General features: G+C 34.9%; 21 protein-coding genes. 10 read left to right on the top strand and 11 right to left on the bottom strand.

Features of this window, described 5'->3' with window-relative positions; genetic code table 11:
* Positions 1–9: 9 nt before the first annotated feature.
* The 5 genes from KBW87_RS09565 to KBW87_RS09545 form a co-directional block, all read right to left on the bottom strand.
* The gene (locus tag KBW87_RS09565) at positions 10–327 is read right to left on the bottom strand and encodes a hypothetical protein (RefSeq protein WP_057810454.1); all 318 of its coding nucleotides are present in this window, start codon (positions 325–327) and stop codon (positions 10–12) included.
* A 23-nt stretch (positions 328–350) separates the two neighbouring features.
* Positions 351–1,103 (bottom strand): hypothetical protein, encoded by a 753-nt coding sequence (locus tag KBW87_RS09560; RefSeq protein ID WP_057810452.1) that lies wholly within the window; start codon positions 1,101–1,103, stop codon positions 351–353.
* Positions 1,012–1,284 (bottom strand): hypothetical protein, encoded by a 273-nt coding sequence (locus KBW87_RS09555; RefSeq protein ID WP_157055144.1) that lies wholly within the window; start codon positions 1,282–1,284, stop codon positions 1,012–1,014. The genes KBW87_RS09560 and KBW87_RS09555 overlap by 92 nt, the downstream gene beginning before the upstream one ends.
* Positions 1,285–1,306: 22 nt before the next feature.
* Positions 1,307–1,579 carry an ImmA/IrrE family metallo-endopeptidase gene (locus KBW87_RS09665; RefSeq protein WP_338108166.1) on the bottom strand — a complete coding sequence of 91 codons (273 nt, stop codon included), beginning with the start codon at positions 1,577–1,579 and terminating at the stop codon, positions 1,307–1,309.
* Positions 1,580–1,760: 181 nt separating this feature from the next.
* A complete protein-coding gene (locus KBW87_RS09545) occupies positions 1,761–2,123 on the bottom strand; it encodes a helix-turn-helix domain-containing protein (protein ID WP_057810450.1) in 363 nt (120 codons plus the stop codon).
* Positions 2,124–2,285: 162 nt separating this feature from the next.
* On the opposite strand from KBW87_RS09545, the gene KBW87_RS09540 reads away from it, so the two are divergent.
* Both KBW87_RS09540 and KBW87_RS09535 read left to right on the top strand, forming a co-directional pair.
* Positions 2,286–2,495, top strand: coding sequence for a helix-turn-helix domain-containing protein (locus tag KBW87_RS09540; protein ID WP_057810448.1), 210 nt, complete (start codon positions 2,286–2,288; stop codon positions 2,493–2,495).
* A gap of 39 nt (positions 2,496–2,534) precedes the next feature.
* Positions 2,535–3,317 carry a phage antirepressor gene (locus KBW87_RS09535; protein ID WP_057810447.1) on the top strand — a complete coding sequence of 261 codons (783 nt, stop codon included), beginning with the start codon at positions 2,535–2,537 and terminating at the stop codon, positions 3,315–3,317.
* A 175-nt stretch (positions 3,318–3,492) separates the two neighbouring features.
* Here KBW87_RS09535 and KBW87_RS09530 read toward each other — a convergent pair whose 3' ends face one another.
* Positions 3,493–3,819 (bottom strand): hypothetical protein, encoded by a 327-nt coding sequence (locus KBW87_RS09530; RefSeq protein WP_057810445.1) that lies wholly within the window; start codon positions 3,817–3,819, stop codon positions 3,493–3,495.
* Between the two features lie 85 nt (positions 3,820–3,904).
* On the opposite strand from KBW87_RS09530, the gene KBW87_RS09525 reads away from it, so the two are divergent.
* The 4 genes from KBW87_RS09525 to KBW87_RS09510 all read left to right on the top strand — a co-directional run bounded on the left by KBW87_RS09525 (position 3,905) and on the right by KBW87_RS09510 (position 5,583).
* On the top strand, positions 3,905–4,132 hold the full coding sequence (locus KBW87_RS09525) for a helix-turn-helix domain-containing protein (RefSeq protein ID WP_057810442.1): 228 nt from the start codon (positions 3,905–3,907) through the stop codon (positions 4,130–4,132).
* Between the two features lie 17 nt (positions 4,133–4,149).
* The gene (locus KBW87_RS09520) at positions 4,150–4,599 is read left to right on the top strand and encodes a glycoside hydrolase family 25 domain-containing protein (RefSeq protein ID WP_236695267.1); all 450 of its coding nucleotides are present in this window, start codon (positions 4,150–4,152) and stop codon (positions 4,597–4,599) included.
* A 185-nt stretch (positions 4,600–4,784) separates the two neighbouring features.
* Positions 4,785–4,991, top strand: coding sequence for a type II toxin-antitoxin system HicA family toxin (locus KBW87_RS09515; protein WP_162255602.1), 207 nt, complete (start codon positions 4,785–4,787; stop codon positions 4,989–4,991).
* A gap of 193 nt (positions 4,992–5,184) precedes the next feature.
* Positions 5,185–5,583 (top strand): type II toxin-antitoxin system CcdA family antitoxin, encoded by a 399-nt coding sequence (locus KBW87_RS09510; protein ID WP_057810438.1) that lies wholly within the window; start codon positions 5,185–5,187, stop codon positions 5,581–5,583.
* Between the two features lie 245 nt (positions 5,584–5,828).
* Here KBW87_RS09510 and KBW87_RS09505 read toward each other — a convergent pair whose 3' ends face one another.
* From KBW87_RS09505 to KBW87_RS09495, 3 genes are all read right to left on the bottom strand, one after another.
* Positions 5,829–6,980, bottom strand: coding sequence for an MFS transporter (locus KBW87_RS09505; protein WP_201779840.1), 1,152 nt, complete (start codon positions 6,978–6,980; stop codon positions 5,829–5,831).
* Positions 6,981–7,201: 221 nt separating this feature from the next.
* Positions 7,202–7,810: a DUF5052 family protein gene (locus KBW87_RS09500; RefSeq protein WP_057810435.1), complete on the bottom strand. Its 609-nt coding sequence runs from the start codon at positions 7,808–7,810 to the stop codon at positions 7,202–7,204.
* Positions 7,811–7,824: 14 nt separating this feature from the next.
* Entirely contained in the window at positions 7,825–8,628 is an 804-nt protein-coding gene (locus KBW87_RS09495) for a site-specific integrase (protein WP_057810433.1), read from the bottom strand.
* A gap of 261 nt (positions 8,629–8,889) precedes the next feature.
* Here KBW87_RS09495 and KBW87_RS09490 point away from each other — a divergent pair, with 261 nt between their 5' ends.
* The gene (locus KBW87_RS09490; protein ID WP_057810430.1) at positions 8,890–9,453 is read left to right on the top strand and encodes a DNA-3-methyladenine glycosylase I; all 564 of its coding nucleotides are present in this window, start codon (positions 8,890–8,892) and stop codon (positions 9,451–9,453) included.
* Positions 9,454–9,540: 87 nt separating this feature from the next.
* Here KBW87_RS09490 and KBW87_RS09485 read toward each other — a convergent pair whose 3' ends face one another.
* Positions 9,541–10,911 carry an APC family permease gene (locus tag KBW87_RS09485; protein WP_057810428.1) on the bottom strand — a complete coding sequence of 457 codons (1,371 nt, stop codon included), beginning with the start codon at positions 10,909–10,911 and terminating at the stop codon, positions 9,541–9,543.
* A gap of 548 nt (positions 10,912–11,459) precedes the next feature.
* Complete coding sequence (xerS, locus tag KBW87_RS09480; protein ID WP_057810426.1) at positions 11,460–12,554, bottom strand: tyrosine recombinase XerS; 1,095 nt, start codon at positions 12,552–12,554, stop codon at positions 11,460–11,462.
* Between the two features lie 128 nt (positions 12,555–12,682).
* Here xerS and hsdR point away from each other — a divergent pair, with 128 nt between their 5' ends.
* From hsdR to KBW87_RS09465, 3 genes are read left to right on the top strand one after another with little or no spacing between them, the layout of a single operon-like run.
* The gene (gene hsdR / locus KBW87_RS09475; RefSeq protein WP_057810424.1) at positions 12,683–15,898 is read left to right on the top strand and encodes a type I restriction-modification system endonuclease; all 3,216 of its coding nucleotides are present in this window, start codon (positions 12,683–12,685) and stop codon (positions 15,896–15,898) included.
* 20 nt (positions 15,899–15,918) lie between these two features.
* Positions 15,919–17,364, top strand: a complete 1,446-nt coding sequence (locus KBW87_RS09470) for a class I SAM-dependent DNA methyltransferase (RefSeq protein ID WP_083478875.1) — start codon at positions 15,919–15,921, stop codon at positions 17,362–17,364.
* The gene (locus tag KBW87_RS09465) at positions 17,354–18,118 is read left to right on the top strand and encodes a restriction endonuclease subunit S (protein WP_255807357.1); all 765 of its coding nucleotides are present in this window, start codon (positions 17,354–17,356) and stop codon (positions 18,116–18,118) included. The genes KBW87_RS09470 and KBW87_RS09465 overlap by 11 nt, the downstream gene beginning before the upstream one ends.
* Positions 18,119–18,127 lie beyond the last annotated feature (9 nt).

Below are 18,127 nucleotides of genomic sequence, written 5' to 3'. Positions count from 1 at the left end.
AGTAAAAAATCATTCTTGTTTAAGTTCCTTTAGAAGCTTAATAATTTCAGCATTTTGCTTAATTAATTGATCATTTTGACGAATCTGCATCCAGTTTTGTCTTTCAAGAACAAGTTGTTCTGTATATACAGTTTTTACACCATCATTTTGAAATTGAGGAATAACGCCTTTATTTTGACTCATATCAATAATGACATCCATTGGATCTTTATTTTTATCATGATAAAGATCTTGAATATTGTTTTCTTCTAGATATTTATTTCTTTTTGCTTGTATCTTAGCTTCGAAGTGTTCTTTACGTTCTTCACGACTTTTGAATAATCCCATGATATTGTTTTCTCCCGAATAATTTAATAATAAATTGGAGTTCTATTCTTTTGAATAATGGTTCTTCCTGTATATAAATGTCTTCCTCGAGGGTTATCACCATGTTTATTGTAGATGTATACATTTGTAATATTTGTTGAAGCATCATCAATTCTCAGAAGTAGAGGAAGATGCTGGCCTGGGTTCCATAAGATATAAAGTAAATCACCATCTTGAGTAGTTTTAAAGGCATAAGGATTATGTTGAATACTCTCTGATGATTTTTGTCCAAAATATTGAGCTAAGCTTTTTAAATTGCTTTCATTAGCAGTTTTATGCATTTTTTTCTTTTGAGAAGCTTCTTCAGCTTGTTTTTCTATTTGTGGAGCGCCGCTCATAGCTTCAAGAAGATTATTATTTTTATCAAAAGAAAGATAAACTACGTAATGCCCATACATCAGAGTATTATAGCCTGCTTCATCCTTTTCTTCTTTAGTTGGTTTAACTTTCATTACATGTTTAACAGTCGCAAGTGACATTCCAAATTCAAGTTTTTTAGCCCTTGAAAGAAGATAAGATTTTGAAGGAGAATCTTTTTTCTTCTGAACAAATTTTTTATCATTGGTAGAATTTTGTTTTTTATGCTCTGCTTTTTTCTTTTTAATAGCTTCCTCTTTGTTTTTTTCGGCGTGTAATTTCTTTTCTTTAGCTTTCCTTTGAGCTGCTAACTTTTCTTCTTTCTTTTTTTCTTCTTCCTCTGCTTTTTTCTTGGCGGCTTGCTCTTTTTTTCTTTTCAATAGCAGCTTGTTTATCACGTGCTACTTGTTGCTTATATTCTGGAGTAGTAGTAAAAAGACATCCACATACAATAGTCATTACAATAGAAGCTATTACTAGTTTTTTATTATGTTTTTTTAGCCAAAAGTAAAAAATACTTCCGAAAGATATAACGATTAAGAAAGCGAGTAAAGTTCCCATAATTTTTTCTCCTAAAGTAGATTTAATTAATAACTTGTTGATCGGCAAGAATATACCATTTGTCATGCGGGATGCCGAAGGCCGTTGCAAAAGCAAAAATATTGTTAAAATAAATTTCGTTCTCAATACAATATTGCTGTAGCAATTTGAGAGCAAATAAATTCTCTTCAGCTTCTCCTTTTGCAGTATTCATAGAATTCAAGTGGTAGAATTCTTGATTTTCATGAATAACATGGCCAATTTCATGAGCTAGTAAAAAGGGTATTTGAACTGGATAAATCCAATTAGAGTTCATAATAATCAGTTTTCCTGGCTTGTTGTAGCTAATTGGGGGGCCAAAGGTGGCAGTCTATTCGTGAATTCAACGCCAATTTTCAAATCAAACATGGCATAATTCATCAAATATTGCATAACCTTGTCATAATTTTCTCTATTTTTAATAGAGAGATCATCGAGCGATCTAATCATAAAATCACCTAATCCTTGTTTAGATACTCAGGGTGACGCTTAAAGAATCCTTTAGCTATGTCTGCATAAGTGTCTTTTAGTTCGTCTGGGATTTTTCCACCATAGGGCATTCCTAAATCTGCCCATGTTAAAGAACTATTTTCCTCTTTGTCTAAAGTTGTTTTGCGCTGATTTGTTTTGCCCATTAAATAATCAGTAGTAACATCAAAAAGAGTAGCTATTTTTGTAATTGTTTCAATATCTGGCTCCCGAGATCCATATTCATAATTAGCATAAGTTTGCATTGGGAGATGTAATTGTTTAGCCGTATAAGTTTTCGTCCATCCTGCTAAATTCCGTTCATTTTCTAATCTCTGACTAAAAGTGCTCATATTTTTCCTCCTTTTATCTCTTCATTCCGCTTATATTTTAGTCGGATATTAACAATTTGAAAACAATATCTTTCAAAATGTTTAAAAAAGTGTCGGATTCTTCGAAATGAAGAGTATTATAATTTGTGTAAGCTAGTTAAACAAAATGAAGGGAGGAAGCGAATGTCGATAGTTCTAAAAGATAATGCAAGACAAATCGCCAAAGATTATCTTCGAGATCATGGCATTAAACATCAGTTTATTGCTGATAAATTGGGTGTTACTAATGCTACTATCAGCAGCAGATTAAACGGGCGACTGAAATTTGATGCAAATTTTGCTATTGCATTTTCAAGAGCTTTAAATATCACGCTAGATATTTTTTTAAAGTAAAGTTACACAAAACGAAGAGGAGTGAAAAGAGGTTTAAATATGAACGAATTACAATTATTTAATTTTGAAAATCAGCAAGTAAGAACTCTATTTATTGAAGATGAAGTTTTCTTTGTTGGTAAAGATGTAGCAACTATTCTTGGATATTCAAATTCAAGAAAAGCTTTGAAGGATCATGTTGATCAAGAAGATAAGAATACCGTAACGATTCGTGACGGTATTACACGAGGTAATCCTAATCAAGTAGTAATCAACGAATCAGGCCTTTACAGTTTGATCTTATCTAGCAAGATGCCTAATGCAAAAAGATTTAAACGCTGGGTAACATCAGAAGTTCTACCTGCAATTAATCATAAAGGCATTTATATGACAGATCGGAAGGCATATGACATTACTCACGATCAAACTGGTGCTACCTTAGCAGATTTGCTTCAACAAGCAGCAGATCAACTTAAAGCCAAAGATATTCAGATTGCTGAAATGAAACCAAAAGCTTTGTTTGCTGATTCAGTAGCAACAAGTAAGTCAACAATTTTAGTCGGTGAACTTGCCAAGATTCTACGGGGTAATGGTGTAGATATTGGAGCAACACGGTTGTTCAAATGGATGAGAGACCACGGTTACCTGACTAGCAGGAAAGGAAGTGATTGGAACTTACCAACGCAGAAATCAATGAATCTAAGACTTTTCAAGATTAAGGAGACGACCATTAACCACGCTAACGGCACAACTTCGATTAGTAAGACGCCAAAGGTTACTGGTAAAGGTCAACAGTATTTTGTTAACAAGTTCTTGAAGACTAAGGAATTAGAAGTGTTTTAGAAGGGAGGAAGTTAGATGGATATTAAATATCAAATTAAAAATCTAGAAGAATTTGAACAATTGCTAAAGAAGGCACAAGTCCAAGTATCTTCTTTAAAGGATATTGATGATTTCGAGTTTGAAACAAAATAAAAAAGGCCTCCTTTCAAAAAGGAGACCACATGAAGAAACAGGTTTATCTAGTTCTAAATAATTGCTTTTCGAGATATTTATGAACAGCCGCAGATTTCATTTCTTCCCAAGATGAGAAATCAGATTTTGCTTTTACCAATGAATCTAAATCTTGCTGAGAAACCTTGTTGATATCTGCATCAGATTTTCCTGAAATACCTAAAGGTTTTAAAAACTCTTCTAGAGAATTCACTGCGGTGTGTGTCTTCATGAACTGAGTTGGAAACAATTCAGTAGCACTAACCGTATGTTCCCCATTTAATTCCTGAGCATTTTTAGAAATATCTTCTAAACGTTTTTGAAAATCTTTTAATCCTTGAAAATCAGACATTTAATAATCACTTCCTTGTTATAGGATATAACAATTCTAACACAAGATGTGTTTAATTACACGATAAAAAGGAGGAAACCACAATATGTTGTGGAATAGAGTACAGAAAGAATTAGATAAAAGACACTGGTCTTTATTCTATTTTTCTCAATTGGTAGAAATTCCAGATGCTACATTGAGAATGTATAAGTTTAAAGGATCAGATCCAAGTTTTACGAACGCATGTAAGATTGCTGATGCTCTAGGTGTTAGCTTAGATGATTTAAGAGGGGATTCTACACTTATAAGTATTTACTATCTAACTTTGATTTAGAAAAGATCCATTCTTATATGGACTTTTTCTGGTTAGCAGCCTATCCGCTAGGTAATGGTAAAAGAGCAGACAAAAATCCAAATTTTGGTTATTTTCCATCTGCTAAATATGTTGATATGTGGCAATATACTGATAATCTGTTAGGTTATAAGGTAGATGGTTCAATTACAGTAACAGATAATGCACTTAAGCTTTTCAATCCTGAATCTAAAACTACGGTTAAGCCTAAATCAGAATGGAAAAAGAAGTCTGGTACGTTTACATTAGCTCAGTCTTTAGAACTGCATAAGTCACCACATATTGAATCTGAACCGATTGCTAAACTTAAAAAAGGAGATATGATTAAATTTGATGCACTGTTTCAGGGCCCTTTGCGTTTATGGCTAAGACAACCACGATCTAACGGAAAATACGGCTACATTGTCGGTAAAGATAAGTATGGAAAATCATTAGGACAATTTAAATAAAAATAAGGCCATTCTAGATTTAATTTTCTAGAGTGGCCTTATTTTTTTGTGGATAACTTTTAACTTTATTCACAGCAGAAATGCTTATAAAGCTTGATTTTATGCTAAAAAGGCAAAAAATACATTTTCAGCTGTATAATACGCCTCAGGAGCGTATAATATGGAGTAAGAAAGGAGGAATGCTTGTGACGCAATACATAGCTCGCGATCTTGTGAAAAGATTAAAGGATACTGGCTTTGTTGAAGTCAATATTGTGGGTGATCACCATATTTATAAGAATATGGTAAACGGCGCGCGGGTATCAATTCCATATGCTAGACGGAAAGATACTGTAGCCGTTGGAACAGCTCATCAAGTTCTTCGCGTTATAAAAAAATGTGAAGAATTTTAATTATATTTTTTTGGAAAAGAAAGAGCAATAACACTCTTTCTTTTTATTTTATAATTTTGTTTACAAAAATGATATAAAAATGCTTATTTTTTATAATTTTGTATGCCCTACTTGACATAGTACGCATTAATACGTATAATTGTAAGCGAAGCAAAGAGGTAACTTGCTTCGCTTACAGGAGGTTTTTTCAATTATGTCGTTCGTGGTATATCCAGCTATTTTAGATGATAGCGAAAATAAAAAACACTATTATACAGTTACTTTCCCAGATGTAGAGGGAGCAATCTCTGATGGTCTAGGTGAGGGCGAAGCAATGGCTAATGGATCAGAAATTTTAGGTGCATTTTTATTTGACGTACCAAAAGATCAGTTACCTGTTCCCACAGACATTGAATTAGTAAAAAAAGAAAACCCAGGTAAATTAGTTGTTCCTATTTTTGCTGATTTAGAAAAAGCAAAACGAGAAACTAAACCTGCAACAGTTAAGAAAAATACTACTATTCCTGGTGATTTGGCTTATAAAGCTGAACAAGCTGGAATAAATTTCTCACAGACATTAACAGAAGCTTTACAAAAAAAGTTAAATAATTAAAATTACTTGGATTCATCGCCAATCTGGAGCGTATGCTCTGGGGTGGCTTTTTTTCTACGTAATTTAAAATTATTTACGTAAAAAATCTATAAATTATCTTATGAAAAATAAAAAGATGATGAAGAAATAGTAATAAAATAAAGCGATTGTAATTTATAAAAAATGGTTTCTGAAAGCTTAATAGCTTAAAATAGAGATTAAATTTTGTAATCAAAAAACCAAACCGTAATGGTTTGGTTTTTAGTTTATTCTGCTTTATTTTTTCTTAATGTAATGAAAATAGCTATGAAACTAAGTACATAAGCAATTACATTGATTGTCCATCCTAAATTGTATGAATGAGTTTGATCGAAGAATAGACCAACTAAGTAAACGGATAAGGACATTGCAAAGGCACCGAGCATATTAATTACAGAAAGGATATTACTATAATCTTTTTCGCCAAATTGTTTTTGAATAAGGTAAGGCAAAGCTACTAAACATACACCTTGGCCTAATCCAAGAATAAATGCTGATACTGTAAGCAGAGTAGGATTAGTTAAGAAGATTTGTCCACTCCATCCCAGTACTCCAAAAAGGGAATAAGCTAATAATACCCATAATGGACTAAGTTTATCCAAGAAGTAACCGATTGAGATTTTACCAACGGCTGCTCCAATCATTACACCAGAGACTACACTGGCTGCTAACACTGGTGAAATACCTAAATTAGTAATGTGACCTGAAATGTGTTGCACACTTCCAGAAACGAATTGTAGCGCAAGCATTGCAAATGCTAAGGCGTAAAATATAGGTTGCTTGAGAGCTTCTTGCAATGTAATTCCACTTACAGCTAAATCTGCTTTAGTCTTTTCAACTTTACCATATGCGGGATGCTTTTCATCGGGTTTAGGTCTAATTGAAATTGCAAGTGGAACTAAGATTAATCCCAGAAGTAAAGCTTCCGCAATGAAGCCGCCACGCCAGCCAAATTTGGTGATTACACTAGCAATAATTGGGTTAAAGATCGTTCCTCCAAAAGCTGATAATCCTAGAGAAATCCCCATTACGGTTCCAAGTTTTTGATTAAACCATTTACTTAGAAGTACGGGAATTGACAAAGTAATTGCAATTGGCTGACAAATTCCAATAATGATCCAGGCAATGTAAAAATGTATTAAACTGTGAGCTATAGATAATGTCAACATACTTAGAGCAATTACACTAAAGCATCCTGTTAATAACCAACGTAAATTGACTTTCTCCATAATTTTTCCAGCAAAAATCAATGAAATAGCAGCAGCAGCGTTTTGTAAGGTAGTCATTAAGGCTACACTTGCGCGGCCAACATGAAATTCTTGACTAATTGGACCAAAGAATAATCCAATTGTATTTACAATTAGCCCAAAGCCAATCATTGATATGAAACAACAAACAACAAAAATCCACCAAGGAGTAATTTTTCCCTTTTTGGTCACTTTCTTTCCAACTTTCTAAATAAAAAAATGTTACTCCAATATTTTATAAGAATTTGTATGAACAATGTTTTAAGAAAGTATAAAATCAGGAAGATATTTTTAAAGAAAATACGCCAAAATAAAAACCATTGCAGATGCAATGGTTTTTTAGATAAATTATTCTACTTTTTAAGGCTAGCTATTGGATAGATAGTATAGTCGGCCCGATAGACAAATAAACGATGGCCGTCAATTACAAATTGGGTAGCATTTTTCATATCGCTTTTATAAATTGATACATGTTTGCCTGCAAATGCTGCAACTGGCATCCCTAATTGGCTTCTAATCATGACAATTTTCGAATTTCCGGCCCAATCATTCTTAAAATTTTGATACATAGTATTCAGAATCGGCACAGAATGGTTCTGATTGTTGATGTTAACGTGCTTACTGAAAGCATCTTGATAATTTTTAAGACCTTCATAAGCAATGAGCGTAGATCCCACATGGATCATTCGATTATTCCCATAGTCCACATCGATGACACTTGAATTTTCTTTACCTTTGTCGTCTTGTTGCGACATTTTCTTGTCAGTATGGATATCGACTGATTTGGCAGTAATCTGATCGATCTTTTGTCCGTTGGAATCATAAGTTGAGACGGTAAGAGGTAAAGCCCCAATCTTAGAGCGCATTGATAATTCCCAGTTTTCAAATTTGCTACAAGAAGTTAAAGTAAGGACTAAAATGAGTAGTCCAAATATTAAACTAAGCTTTTTCTTGAGTTTCATCTTTTCCCTCCAAATTATAGTGTAAATTCTTCTGCATTTACGTAAAGCAAGAAGTTTTTACGATAATAAACTAAAGACCTCTTATTAACGCGTAAGATTTTTTCAAGTTCTTCATCAGTCTTTTTGCTATCAGAAAGAATAGAGTAAACATAACTCAAGCGCAATGCCTGCAAAGTGAGCGGCATCCCTAAAAGTTTCTTATCTGGTTGAATATTTTGAACAATATGGAAATCTGAAGCGTAGTGACCACCATCTTTTTTACTGATGATATAAGGATTATCACTTCCATGAAATTCAGTGTGATTTTTTAGATATTGCTTTAATCCTTCGTCCTTTAATCCATTTAGTAGGGTGTTTAAACGCAAACTCAAAACTTCAGTGGGCTTGTAGCCTAAAGAGATGGCTGTCATGAATTTAATGGTTTCCGGATGAATATTGTCAATTTGAGCAATTTGAGGAAGTTTATCCATCCAATTAATCTTATAAGTTTGTTTACGACTAAAATTCCGGCCACTAATCGTTAAAATAGGGTAGTTATCAATAAATTGATGACTATATAAGTATGTAAAGTACATCTTTAAATGACTGAGATACTTATTGATAGTGTTCTTCTTGAATTTCAATTCGGTTTCAAGAGAATCCAAGAAATTGCGAATGTCGGTTTCATTAACAATGTTAATATCAGGATCATCGCTCCCCGTTGCATAGTAATTCCAAAAGGTATTAACCGATTTATTAGCGAGATCGATTGTGTTAGTGGAAAGCTTTTTTTCGTTTTTGCAATAAAGATTGAATTGATTTTTATATGGAAATGCCATTTTAATACCCCCCATCATCAAGATCATTGTTACTCAAACATATTATATTACAAAAAAACAACCAACAAACACAAAATTTTAGAATATGAAGAAATAAAATCCATGCTTTGCTAACAAAATCCAAACAACTACAACAACTATGCCAATGAGTGCGTATTTAAGAAAGCGATTCATAATATGCCTCCGTTTTGCTGAATAAAACTTCCTTTACTATAATTATTATAAGGCACGTTATAATTAAATTGGAAATGAGATGATTGAATGACACAGAGAATGCGTTGTGACTGGGGGAACACTCCCAATGAAACTTACCAAACTTATCATGATCAGGAATGGGGAAAGTTAAATCTTAATAATCAATATCTTTATGAGATGCTGGTTTTGGAAAGTTTTCAATCAGGCTTATCTTGGGAAACTATTTTGAATAAAAGAGAAAACTTCCGTCAAGATTTTATTGATTTTGATTATCATAAAGTTGCTAAATTTACGGATAAAGATTTTGCAACCCTGATGCAAGATAAAGGGATTATTCGCAACCGTCGTAAGATTGAAGCTGCCATTAATAATGCGCAAGCCTTAGTTAAATTAGAAGAGAAAGGAAGCAGCTTTAAAGACTTTTTGCTTCAGTATATTTCACAACCTATTATTAATCATCCCCACACGATGGCTGATGTTCCAGCTAAAAGTGAACTTTCGTTTCAATTATCGAAGGCGATGAAGAAAATAGGTTTTAAGTTTGTTGGACCTGTTACTGTCTATTCTTTTTTGCAAGCAGTGGGTCTTATCAACGATCATGTGGAAGAATGCTATTATAAATATAAATAGTATGTTAAAAATATATAATATTTAAAATATAAATCATATTTGAAGCAAACAAAAAGCATCTGAATTCAGATGCTTTTCATGTTAGTTTTACTTTTTAGTTTTATCGAAAGCTTTATTTCTAAGTCGTGCTAAGAAACTCTCATGCTTTTCTTCTGCAACCTTATCTTCTTTAATAAAGAAGTAACAAGCAGCCGCAATTACAGCAACCACAGTTCCTAATAATAGTGTTGGGACTGTGAAGTTTGTGATCATATAACAAGAAATAATTAAAGCTATAATCGGAATAGTGTATTTTCCAGGAAGGGAAAAGCCGTGAGTAGGATACTCATCAGTATGCTTAAACTTGATAACTGCTAAAATTGATGGTACATATTGAACGAATGATGCCAAAACAGTACATGAAACCAAGAATAGATAGCTTTGAGTTGCTAAGGCTCCAGATAAAATAGCGGTAAAGATAATGCCGACCCATGGAGCGTCATGCTTGTTTTTCTTACCGATCCATCTTGGAAGCATTCCGTGTTCCGTTGCAAGAGATGCAATCAATGAAGGGGTATTAAACGAAGCACTGAAAGCTACACCAAAGATTGAAATTAACATACCAACAATCATGAAGGCAAATCCCCATTCACCAACACCAGTCTTTAAAGCATTGGCTAACGGGTTAGAGTAACCACCTAGTTTTTCACCACTTAGTCCAATTGCGACTAGTAACATCAAGCAGTCCAAGATGGTAACACTTGTCATAACTGCAATTAAAACTCGTGGAATATTCTTTTCTGGATTATTCATTTGTTTAGCGGCAATTGGAATAAATGAAAAGCCAGTGAACAAATAGAAGATTGGAGTAAATGCCGCACCGAAGTGTTTTACAAATGGCATAAATCCCGTCAAAGCTGCATGTGGAATAACATGTGAGAAGTTGGTAAATTTGATAAAGAAGACCCCAACCACAATGAACACTACCAATGTTATGATTTTAGCAGCTGCAGAAATATTATTAACGACTTTTACCCAAGATCTTCCGAAGAAGTTAATAATTGAGAATAGTAAAATTAAGAATATTACGCCGCCTGCGTATACATATGGATTTTTAAAAATTGGCAGGAAACTCTTCAAGATGGTTAATAAGGCTACAACTTCCGCTGATAGAGTCGTACATCCCAAAAACCAGGTAAATATTCCTAGCTCGTATCCAGCAAACCGTCCAAATGCATTATATGAATAAAGCCATGCAGCTCCTGATCCAGTGAAACGGCTAGATAAGTCAGCATAACATAAAGCAATCATGCTGACAGTAATTGCCGTACATAGCAATACAAAAATTGCAGACAAATTCATATAACGATAAATTACAGATGGAAGCAGGAAGGTTCCTGATCCAATTACTGCGTTAATACCTAAGAAGTATATCGAAATAAAAGATAACTTCTTAGGAACTGAACCTTTATTAGTCATTTTTCTCCCTCTTTTTTTATAACAAAAATAGTGGTTACACTTCTTATTGTAGTTCTTTATGAAAGGGAATGGAGAGAAAAAAACTTATAATCTACAAAAGAGCAAAAAAATACGATAGAATCTAAATCCCAACGACTCTATCGTATTTTTTGTATGTTCTGATTGTTCTGTTATGCGAAAACATTTTCTGTAATATCCACATAATAATCAAAAATATTTTCATCTTTGCAAGTTCCCAGCAGATATACTAACCAGTAAAAAAGCAATAGAAAAGAAATTTAATTAAAACTTGTTAGAAAAAAGTTGCACTCTAACTCATTGAGATATACTCACTGCATTTAGAAAACTTTTTCATACAAATTTAGAATGTTTTTTATTTAGAAATATGTCTTCTCTTTTTTAGGAGAAATTGCCACCATGTACTTTAACACTAGTTATACCAACATCATAGGCACTGGTTACAACTATTTCATCAAGTATTGTAACATACAAAGCAAGAGAAATGTACAGTGTAAGCGAATTTTTTTGAAAAAATTGTTATTAAATGCCTACTTAGTCTTATTTAACGCACTTCGCTGTTTATCCATCTTTGATTGTTGAATATATTGGTCGGTTGCAGAAATACCAGTATGCCCCAATTGAGTGGCAACGACCATCACATCTTTACTATCTTCATAGAGTTCAGTCCCAAGAGAATGGCGCAATTTATGTGGAGTAGTACGATTGCCCTCAGGGAAGGCTTCAGAATAGCGAGAAACAAACCTTTCCACTGTATTAGTGGCAATTCGTTTAGCCTTTCCTGCATAACGAGTTAAAAATAGTGCTTGCTCCTGTTTATCAGGGCTGTAGCGTTCAGTGCGGATTGCCAAATAATTATTAATATATGGCATTGCCCAGTCTGCAATCAAGGGCGCATCCTTTTTATTGCCTTTACGAATCACCAAAATGCTGCGCTCACGTAAATTGAGATCCTTAAGATTGAGTCGAGCAAGCTCCGAAACACGAATTCCAGAGGCAAGTAATAACGCAATAACTGCAATATCGCGCTCTTTATTGAATAAAAACGATGAGAGTGCTCGATTACTTAAGGTATGTTCGTAGGTATTACTGAGAAAATCAAGCCACGCGTGCTTCTTTTCTCCCGTATAAAGCATGGGTTGATATTTGGCATTACGATAAGCGATCGATTCCTTAGTACCTTTTTCAATGGGAACTTTAAGCATGACATTGCGATAAAAATAAGGTTCACCATCTTCCACATCTGCTGTGACCGTTAGATAGTGGTAAAGTGACCGGAGGGCATTAATAGTGCGATTGATGGTCTTTTTACTATCGCGCGTGGATTGCTTGTTTTCTCTTACGCTCAAAAATTTTAAGTAACTCTGAATGTCAACGGCGCGCAAATGCTCCAAGGTTGAAAGTTCGATTTCTTTGTTAGATTTAGCATTGCTCAAGTTGCCTTTTTGAGGATCTTCTATATCAGCTGGCGTGTTCCGTAACCAATCAAAAAAGCGCCGGTATTCTGTTAAATATTGGTAAATTGTAGTTACCGCTAAATTAGGTTGCTGAGTATAGTAATAAACATAGATAGGTAAGTTTTGAACTTCTTTATCGATGAGCTTCGAGTACTGTTTTTCGTCCATAGTTTCATCCCTTTGAATTGTTTTAGGTATATTATAACAAATAATTGCTTCCTAATATTGAGCCGACTTGTTTTCTCTCTAAGGTTCAGAGTAAAATATTGATATATTGATTTCGTGGAGGAATAAGAATGTCTAATTTTCAAACTTCAGAAAAGAACTACCAAGAATATGCTAAATTGGCTTCAAGTGCAGAATCACTCATTTATTCGGATCCGAGAAGCAGTTTGACGGTTTTTGGAACTTTTGGTGAACAACTTACTAAAGAAATAATGCATTTAGATGGGATAGTAGATTGGGAACTTAATCAACAACAGCGGATTGAAAAATTAGCTCGTTCACAAAATGAATATCCAATTGTTGTTTTGAATGCATTGAATATCATTCGACTCAAGCGTAATAAGGCCGCTCATGATGATCACTTTATTGCGACGAAAGCTGATGCTTTGAAAATTGATGAACAGGCATATTTAATATGGAAGTGGTTCTTAGATGTCTATTCTTTGGATCAGGTAGCTGACTATGTTAAACCTATAGATCAACAAACTCTTTTAAAAGATCAAGAAAATAAAATCAAGCTTCTCGAAGAAAAAATCAAACAGCTGCAAACCAATCGTCCTCCAGTCACTGTGACGCCAGCCGAGCAAACACGGAGACATAAAGTTAATGTGGAGTTTGCTAAAAAACATCAACTAACTGAAGCTGAAACTAGGCAATTAATTGATCATCAACTTCAACAGGCAGGTTGGGAAGCTGATAGTGAAGAATTGAATAATTGGACTAAGCAAACTGAACCGCAAAAGGGCCATAATATGGCGATTGCTGAATGGGTTCTCCCTAATGGCCAAAGGGCAGACTATGCTCTGTTTAAGGGACTAGAATTTTATGGAATTGTTGAAGCTAAAAAATGGGATCAAGATATTGCAGGTCAAATGGTTCAACCTAAGGAATATGCTAAAGAGGTTCCCTTTAGATCAGACTATCATTTAGTTACAAATGAAATGAGCGATTATAAAGTTCCCTTCATCTATACTGCTAATGGACGTCCTTATTTAAAGCAATATCAAGAAAAGTCTGGAATTTGGTTCTGGGATGCACGCAATCCTAAGGAAAATGCGTATGCACTAGAAGAATTTCACCATCCCGAAGACTTAACACTAAAACTAACCGCAAGAAATAAAGATACAGCTGATGACGATTTGGTGAATGATCAGGACTATCCTAAATTTGCAGATCGGCCTTATCAAATTGCCGCTATCAATGCAATCGAAGATGCAATTAAAAATAAAAAGAAGCGTATTTTACTTGCAATGGCGACAGGAACTGGAAAAACTAGAACTGCAATTTCATTAATGTATCGTTTACTTAAGCACAAGCGTGCCAGAAGAATTCTTTATTTAGTAGATAGAAATTCCCTTGGTCGTCAAACAGCAAATGCTATTAAAGATAATAAAATTGGTAGCATGTCGATTTCATCAATTTATGGGTTAAAGGAACTCAGCGATAAAGTACCAGATGCTTCCACTAAGATTCAAATTGCTACGGTTCAAGGGATGATTAAGCGGCTCTTCTTTAGCAATAACGATTCTGAAAAGCCTTCCGTTGGTCAATATGACTTTATTATTGTTGATGAAGCTCACCGTGGTTATGCCGAGGATCGGGAATTAAGTGATAGTGAATATCAATTTTATAATCAAGATGAATATGTGAGTCAATATCGGCGTGTGGTGGATTATTTTGACGCTACAGCTATCGGAATGACTGCCACTCCGGCTTTGCAGACTACTGAAATTTTTGGCACTCCTGTCTATACCTATAGTTATCAGCAAGCTGTCCTTGATGGCTACTTAGTGGACCATGATGCGCCAGTAATTATTGAAACTAAACTTGCAAAAGAAGGAATTCACTTCAAAAAGGGCGCTGAGGTCGATGTGTTCAATCAAGATGAAAAAACTATCGATAAAGAAAAGCTACCTGATAATATGAACTTTGATGTTAAGGACTTCAATCATCGAGTAATTACTAAAAGCTTCAATAAGGTCGTATGTGATACTTTAGTTGAAAGATATCTTGATCCAAATGATGAAAATGTCGGAAAGACGTTGATTTTTGCGGCAACTGATGAACATGCTGATATGGTAGTCGATCTTTTGAAGCAAGCCTTTAAGGATGCTGGTAGACCAGTAGATGATGATACAATCGAAAAGATCACCGGTTCAATCCGTCATCCTAACCAAGAAATCAAGAATTTTAAAAATGAAGCTAATCCTAATATTGTAGTAACTGTTGACTTATTGACAACTGGGGTGGATGTGCCTAAGATTACTAATATTGTCTTTTTAAGACGAGTTCAATCAAGAATCTTGTACGAGCAAATGCTGGGTCGTGCAACGCGTCTTTGTCCCGAAATTCATAAGGACAAGTTTACTATCTATGATGCAGTCGGAATTTACGATGCAATGAATAAAGTTACCAATATGAAGCCCGTGGTTAAAAATCCAAGTCACAACATTCATTACTTCTTGAATCATAAGAAGGATTATTTTGAAGTTAATGAGGATTCATACCAATATCAAGTGGATATGGCTGGTGCAGTTGAAAGAAAAATCAAACGCTTAGATGATAAGAAGAGAAAAGAGTTTGAACGTTTAGCCGAGGTGAAGTCAGTTGATAGTTGGGCTGGAAAATTAAGCAAGCTTGATAAAGAGAGTTTCTTGAAAGAGTGGCCAAAGTTTAAACGACTAGATCGGCTTAATCTTACTCAACGAAAGCAAGTGATTTCGAATGCTGAGGATAAGGTCGTCAATATTGTTCGTGGGTATGGGAATGGTAATCAAGAACCAGCTGATTATATTGATAGTTTTACGGAGTTTATCAAAAAGAATGTGGATACGATTCCGGCTTTGCAGGTAATTGCTACTCGACCGAAAGATTTGACGTATAGCGAATTGAAAGATATTAAGTTAAAGCTTGAGCAGAATGGCTTTAAAGAAAATGACCTTCAAACGGCTTGGAAGAGTGCTAAGCATGTTCAAACTACGGCCGATATCATTAGCTTTATTCGGCAAGTAGCATCTGGATCAGAATTGATAGACCATGATGTGCGCATTCATAATGCCATGCAAAAGGTCTACGGCATGGCTGATTGGACGATTCCACAAAAGAAGTGGTTGAAAAAGATCGAAAATCAATTAATGGCATCGACCGTCCTTGGTCCAACTGCTGAGCACGCTTTTGATGATAACTTTTATTTCAAGCGTCAAGGTGGTTATCGCCAAATGAAGAAGATCTTTCCAGAGAATGCGGATCAGATAATTTATGTATTAAATGAGAATTTATATGTTTAAGGAGTTTTGTGTAAATGGGAATGAGTAATCAAGAAATAGTTCAAAAGCTTTGGAACGAATGTAATGTTCTGCGTGATGATGGGGTTAGTTATCAAGACTACATCACTGAATTGACTTACATCCTATTCTTAAAAATGAGTAAGGAACAAGGAGAAGAGCAGGATATTCCAGAAAAGTATCGCTGGGATAACTTGGTTTCTAAGGAAGGTCTGGAATTAAGTAACTTTTATCGTCAATTGTTGCTTGATTTAGGTAATCCTGAAATTGTTGAAAGTAAACGCATTAACGGTATTTATGCCGATGCTTCTACTGCAATCCATGAACCAGCTAACTTAGAAAAGATTATCAAGGATATCGACGGCTTAGATTGGTTCTCTGCTCGTGAAGAAGGCTTGGGTGAACTATATGAAGGCTTGATGGAAAAGAACGCTAATGAGGTTAAGTCAGGTGCTGGTCAATACTTTACTCCGCGTCCATTAATCAATATGATGGTTAGAATGATAAAACCCGAAATTGGCGATCGTTGTAATGACCCGGCAGCTGGTACTTTTGGCTTTATGGTGGCTGCCAATGAATATCTTGATGATAAGTATGATTACTCGACTCTTGATCAAGATCAATATGACTTCCAAGTTCATGAAGCCTTCTCTGGGATGGAATTGGTAGAGACTACGCACCGTTTGGCTCTGATGAATCAATACTTACACGGAATGGATGGCAAGCTTGAACAAGGTGACTCCTTGTCTGCAAATGGTGAATGGATGAAGGATTATGATGTAGTTTTGACTAATCCACCATTTGGTACTAAAAAAGGTGGCGAACGCGCTACTCGTGACGACTTAACTTTTGAAACTAGTAACAAGCAGCTGAACTTCTTGCAGATTATCTATAACTCACTTAAGAAAGACGGTAAGGCAAGAGCTGCGGTTGTTGTGCCTGATAACGTCCTGTTCGCAGATGGAAAAGGTGAAGAAATCAGACGTGATCTTATGAATAAGTGTAATCTTCACACTATCTTGCGTTTGCCAACGGGGATTTTCTATGCTCAAGGGGTGCAAACTAATGTCTTGTTCTTTACTCGTGGTGAAAGTGATAAAGATAACACTGAAGATGTGTGGATTTATGACATGCGTCACCAAATGCGCTCATTCGGTAAGCGTAATCCGTTGAACAAGAAGGATTTTGCGGAATTTGAAAAAGCATTCTGTGCGGATGATCGTTCTAAGAGAAAAGAGACTTGGGATAAGGAAAAGAATCCAAATGGTCGTTGGCGCAAGTTTAGCATTGATGAAATTAAAAAGCGACCTAATACTAGTTTGGATATTTCTTGGATGAGTGAGGAAGAAGATCATGATGATCGCTCACTTAGCGAAATCTTGAATGAAATGAATGGGAAGTCCCAAGCGATTAGGGATGCAATTGCGGAACTTAACAAGGCATTAGAAGGAATTGACGATGAAGACTAATAGTTTAGATTTTGATGCACAGGCTTTAAGAGAAAAAATCTTGGACTTGGCCATGCGCGGAAAATTGGTTAAACAAGATCCCAACGATGAACCAGCAAGTGTGCTGCTGGAGAAGATTAAGGCTGAAAAAGCAGAACTTATTAAAGAGAAGAAGATCAAGAAGAGCAAGCTCCTTCCTGAAATTACCGATGATGAAAAACCGTTTGACATCCCTGATAGCTGGGAATGGGTGAGATTGGGAGAAATTGGAAATTATATTCAACGAGGAAGATCTCCAAAATATGATAAAGAATCTTTAGATCATCCTATAATTTCTCAAAAATGTGTTCAGTGGAACTCAATTAATATTGAAGATGCTAAACATATAACAGAAGATTTTTTCAAAAAATTAGAACCTTATCGTTTTATTCAAAAAAATGATATCCTTTGGAATTCTACGGGTACAGGTACTGTTGGTAGATTAAACATTGTAAAAGATAACTATAATCATGTTCCTGTGGATTCTCACGTTACTCTTATGAGAATGAACCAATTCATAGATTCAGATTATATCTATTATTTTTTACGTTCACCTCAAATTCAAAAAAATTTAGGAGATTATTTAACAGGAACTACTAAACAAAAAGAATTAGGGTTAACCAACATATTAAAGATAAATATTCCCCTTCCACCACTTTCAGAGCAAAGTCGAATCGCTGCTAAAATAGCGGAGCTATTCGCTTTGCTTCACAAAGTCGAATCGCTGCTAAAATAGCGGAGCTAT

The organism is Lactobacillus intestinalis (genome assembly GCF_024397795.1).
Lineage (GTDB): Bacteria > Bacillota > Bacilli > Lactobacillales > Lactobacillaceae > Lactobacillus > Lactobacillus intestinalis.
The sequence above is the reverse complement of the archived record's forward strand: the minus strand, read 5'-3'. Positions and strand labels throughout refer to the sequence as shown.

Excerpts from the sequence above, each read along its gene's own strand:
- KBW87_RS09565 (WP_057810454.1), bottom strand. The coding sequence starts at position 327 with ATGGGATTATTCAAAAGTCGTGAAGAACGTAAAGAACACTTCGAAGCT.
- KBW87_RS09555 (WP_157055144.1), bottom strand. The coding sequence starts at position 1,284 with ATGGGAACTTTACTCGCTTTCTTAATCGTTATATCTTTCGGAAGTATT.
- KBW87_RS09665 (WP_338108166.1), bottom strand. The coding sequence starts at position 1,579 with ATGAACTCTAATTGGATTTATCCAGTTCAAATACCCTTTTTACTAGCT.
- KBW87_RS09545 (WP_057810450.1), bottom strand. The coding sequence starts at position 2,123 with ATGAGCACTTTTAGTCAGAGATTAGAAAATGAACGGAATTTAGCAGGA.
- KBW87_RS09540 (WP_057810448.1), top strand. The coding sequence starts at position 2,286 with ATGTCGATAGTTCTAAAAGATAATGCAAGACAAATCGCCAAAGATTAT.
- KBW87_RS09535 (WP_057810447.1), top strand. The coding sequence starts at position 2,535 with ATGAACGAATTACAATTATTTAATTTTGAAAATCAGCAAGTAAGAACT.
- KBW87_RS09530 (WP_057810445.1), bottom strand. The coding sequence starts at position 3,819 with ATGTCTGATTTTCAAGGATTAAAAGATTTTCAAAAACGTTTAGAAGAT.
- KBW87_RS09525 (WP_057810442.1), top strand. The coding sequence starts at position 3,905 with ATGTTGTGGAATAGAGTACAGAAAGAATTAGATAAAAGACACTGGTCT.
- KBW87_RS09520 (WP_236695267.1), top strand. The coding sequence starts at position 4,150 with ATGGACTTTTTCTGGTTAGCAGCCTATCCGCTAGGTAATGGTAAAAGA.
- KBW87_RS09510 (WP_057810438.1), top strand. The coding sequence starts at position 5,185 with ATGTCGTTCGTGGTATATCCAGCTATTTTAGATGATAGCGAAAATAAA.
- KBW87_RS09505 (WP_201779840.1), bottom strand. The coding sequence starts at position 6,980 with ATGATTGGCTTTGGGCTAATTGTAAATACAATTGGATTATTCTTTGGT.
- KBW87_RS09500 (WP_057810435.1), bottom strand. The coding sequence starts at position 7,810 with ATGAAACTCAAGAAAAAGCTTAGTTTAATATTTGGACTACTCATTTTA.
- KBW87_RS09495 (WP_057810433.1), bottom strand. The coding sequence starts at position 8,628 with ATGGCATTTCCATATAAAAATCAATTCAATCTTTATTGCAAAAACGAA.
- KBW87_RS09490 (WP_057810430.1), top strand. The coding sequence starts at position 8,890 with ATGACACAGAGAATGCGTTGTGACTGGGGGAACACTCCCAATGAAACT.
- KBW87_RS09485 (WP_057810428.1), bottom strand. The coding sequence starts at position 10,911 with ATGACTAATAAAGGTTCAGTTCCTAAGAAGTTATCTTTTATTTCGATA.
- xerS (WP_057810426.1), bottom strand. The coding sequence starts at position 12,554 with ATGGACGAAAAACAGTACTCGAAGCTCATCGATAAAGAAGTTCAAAAC.
- hsdR (WP_057810424.1), top strand. The coding sequence starts at position 12,683 with ATGTCTAATTTTCAAACTTCAGAAAAGAACTACCAAGAATATGCTAAA.
- KBW87_RS09470 (WP_083478875.1), top strand. The coding sequence starts at position 15,919 with ATGAGTAATCAAGAAATAGTTCAAAAGCTTTGGAACGAATGTAATGTT.
- KBW87_RS09465 (WP_255807357.1), top strand. The coding sequence starts at position 17,354 with ATGAAGACTAATAGTTTAGATTTTGATGCACAGGCTTTAAGAGAAAAA.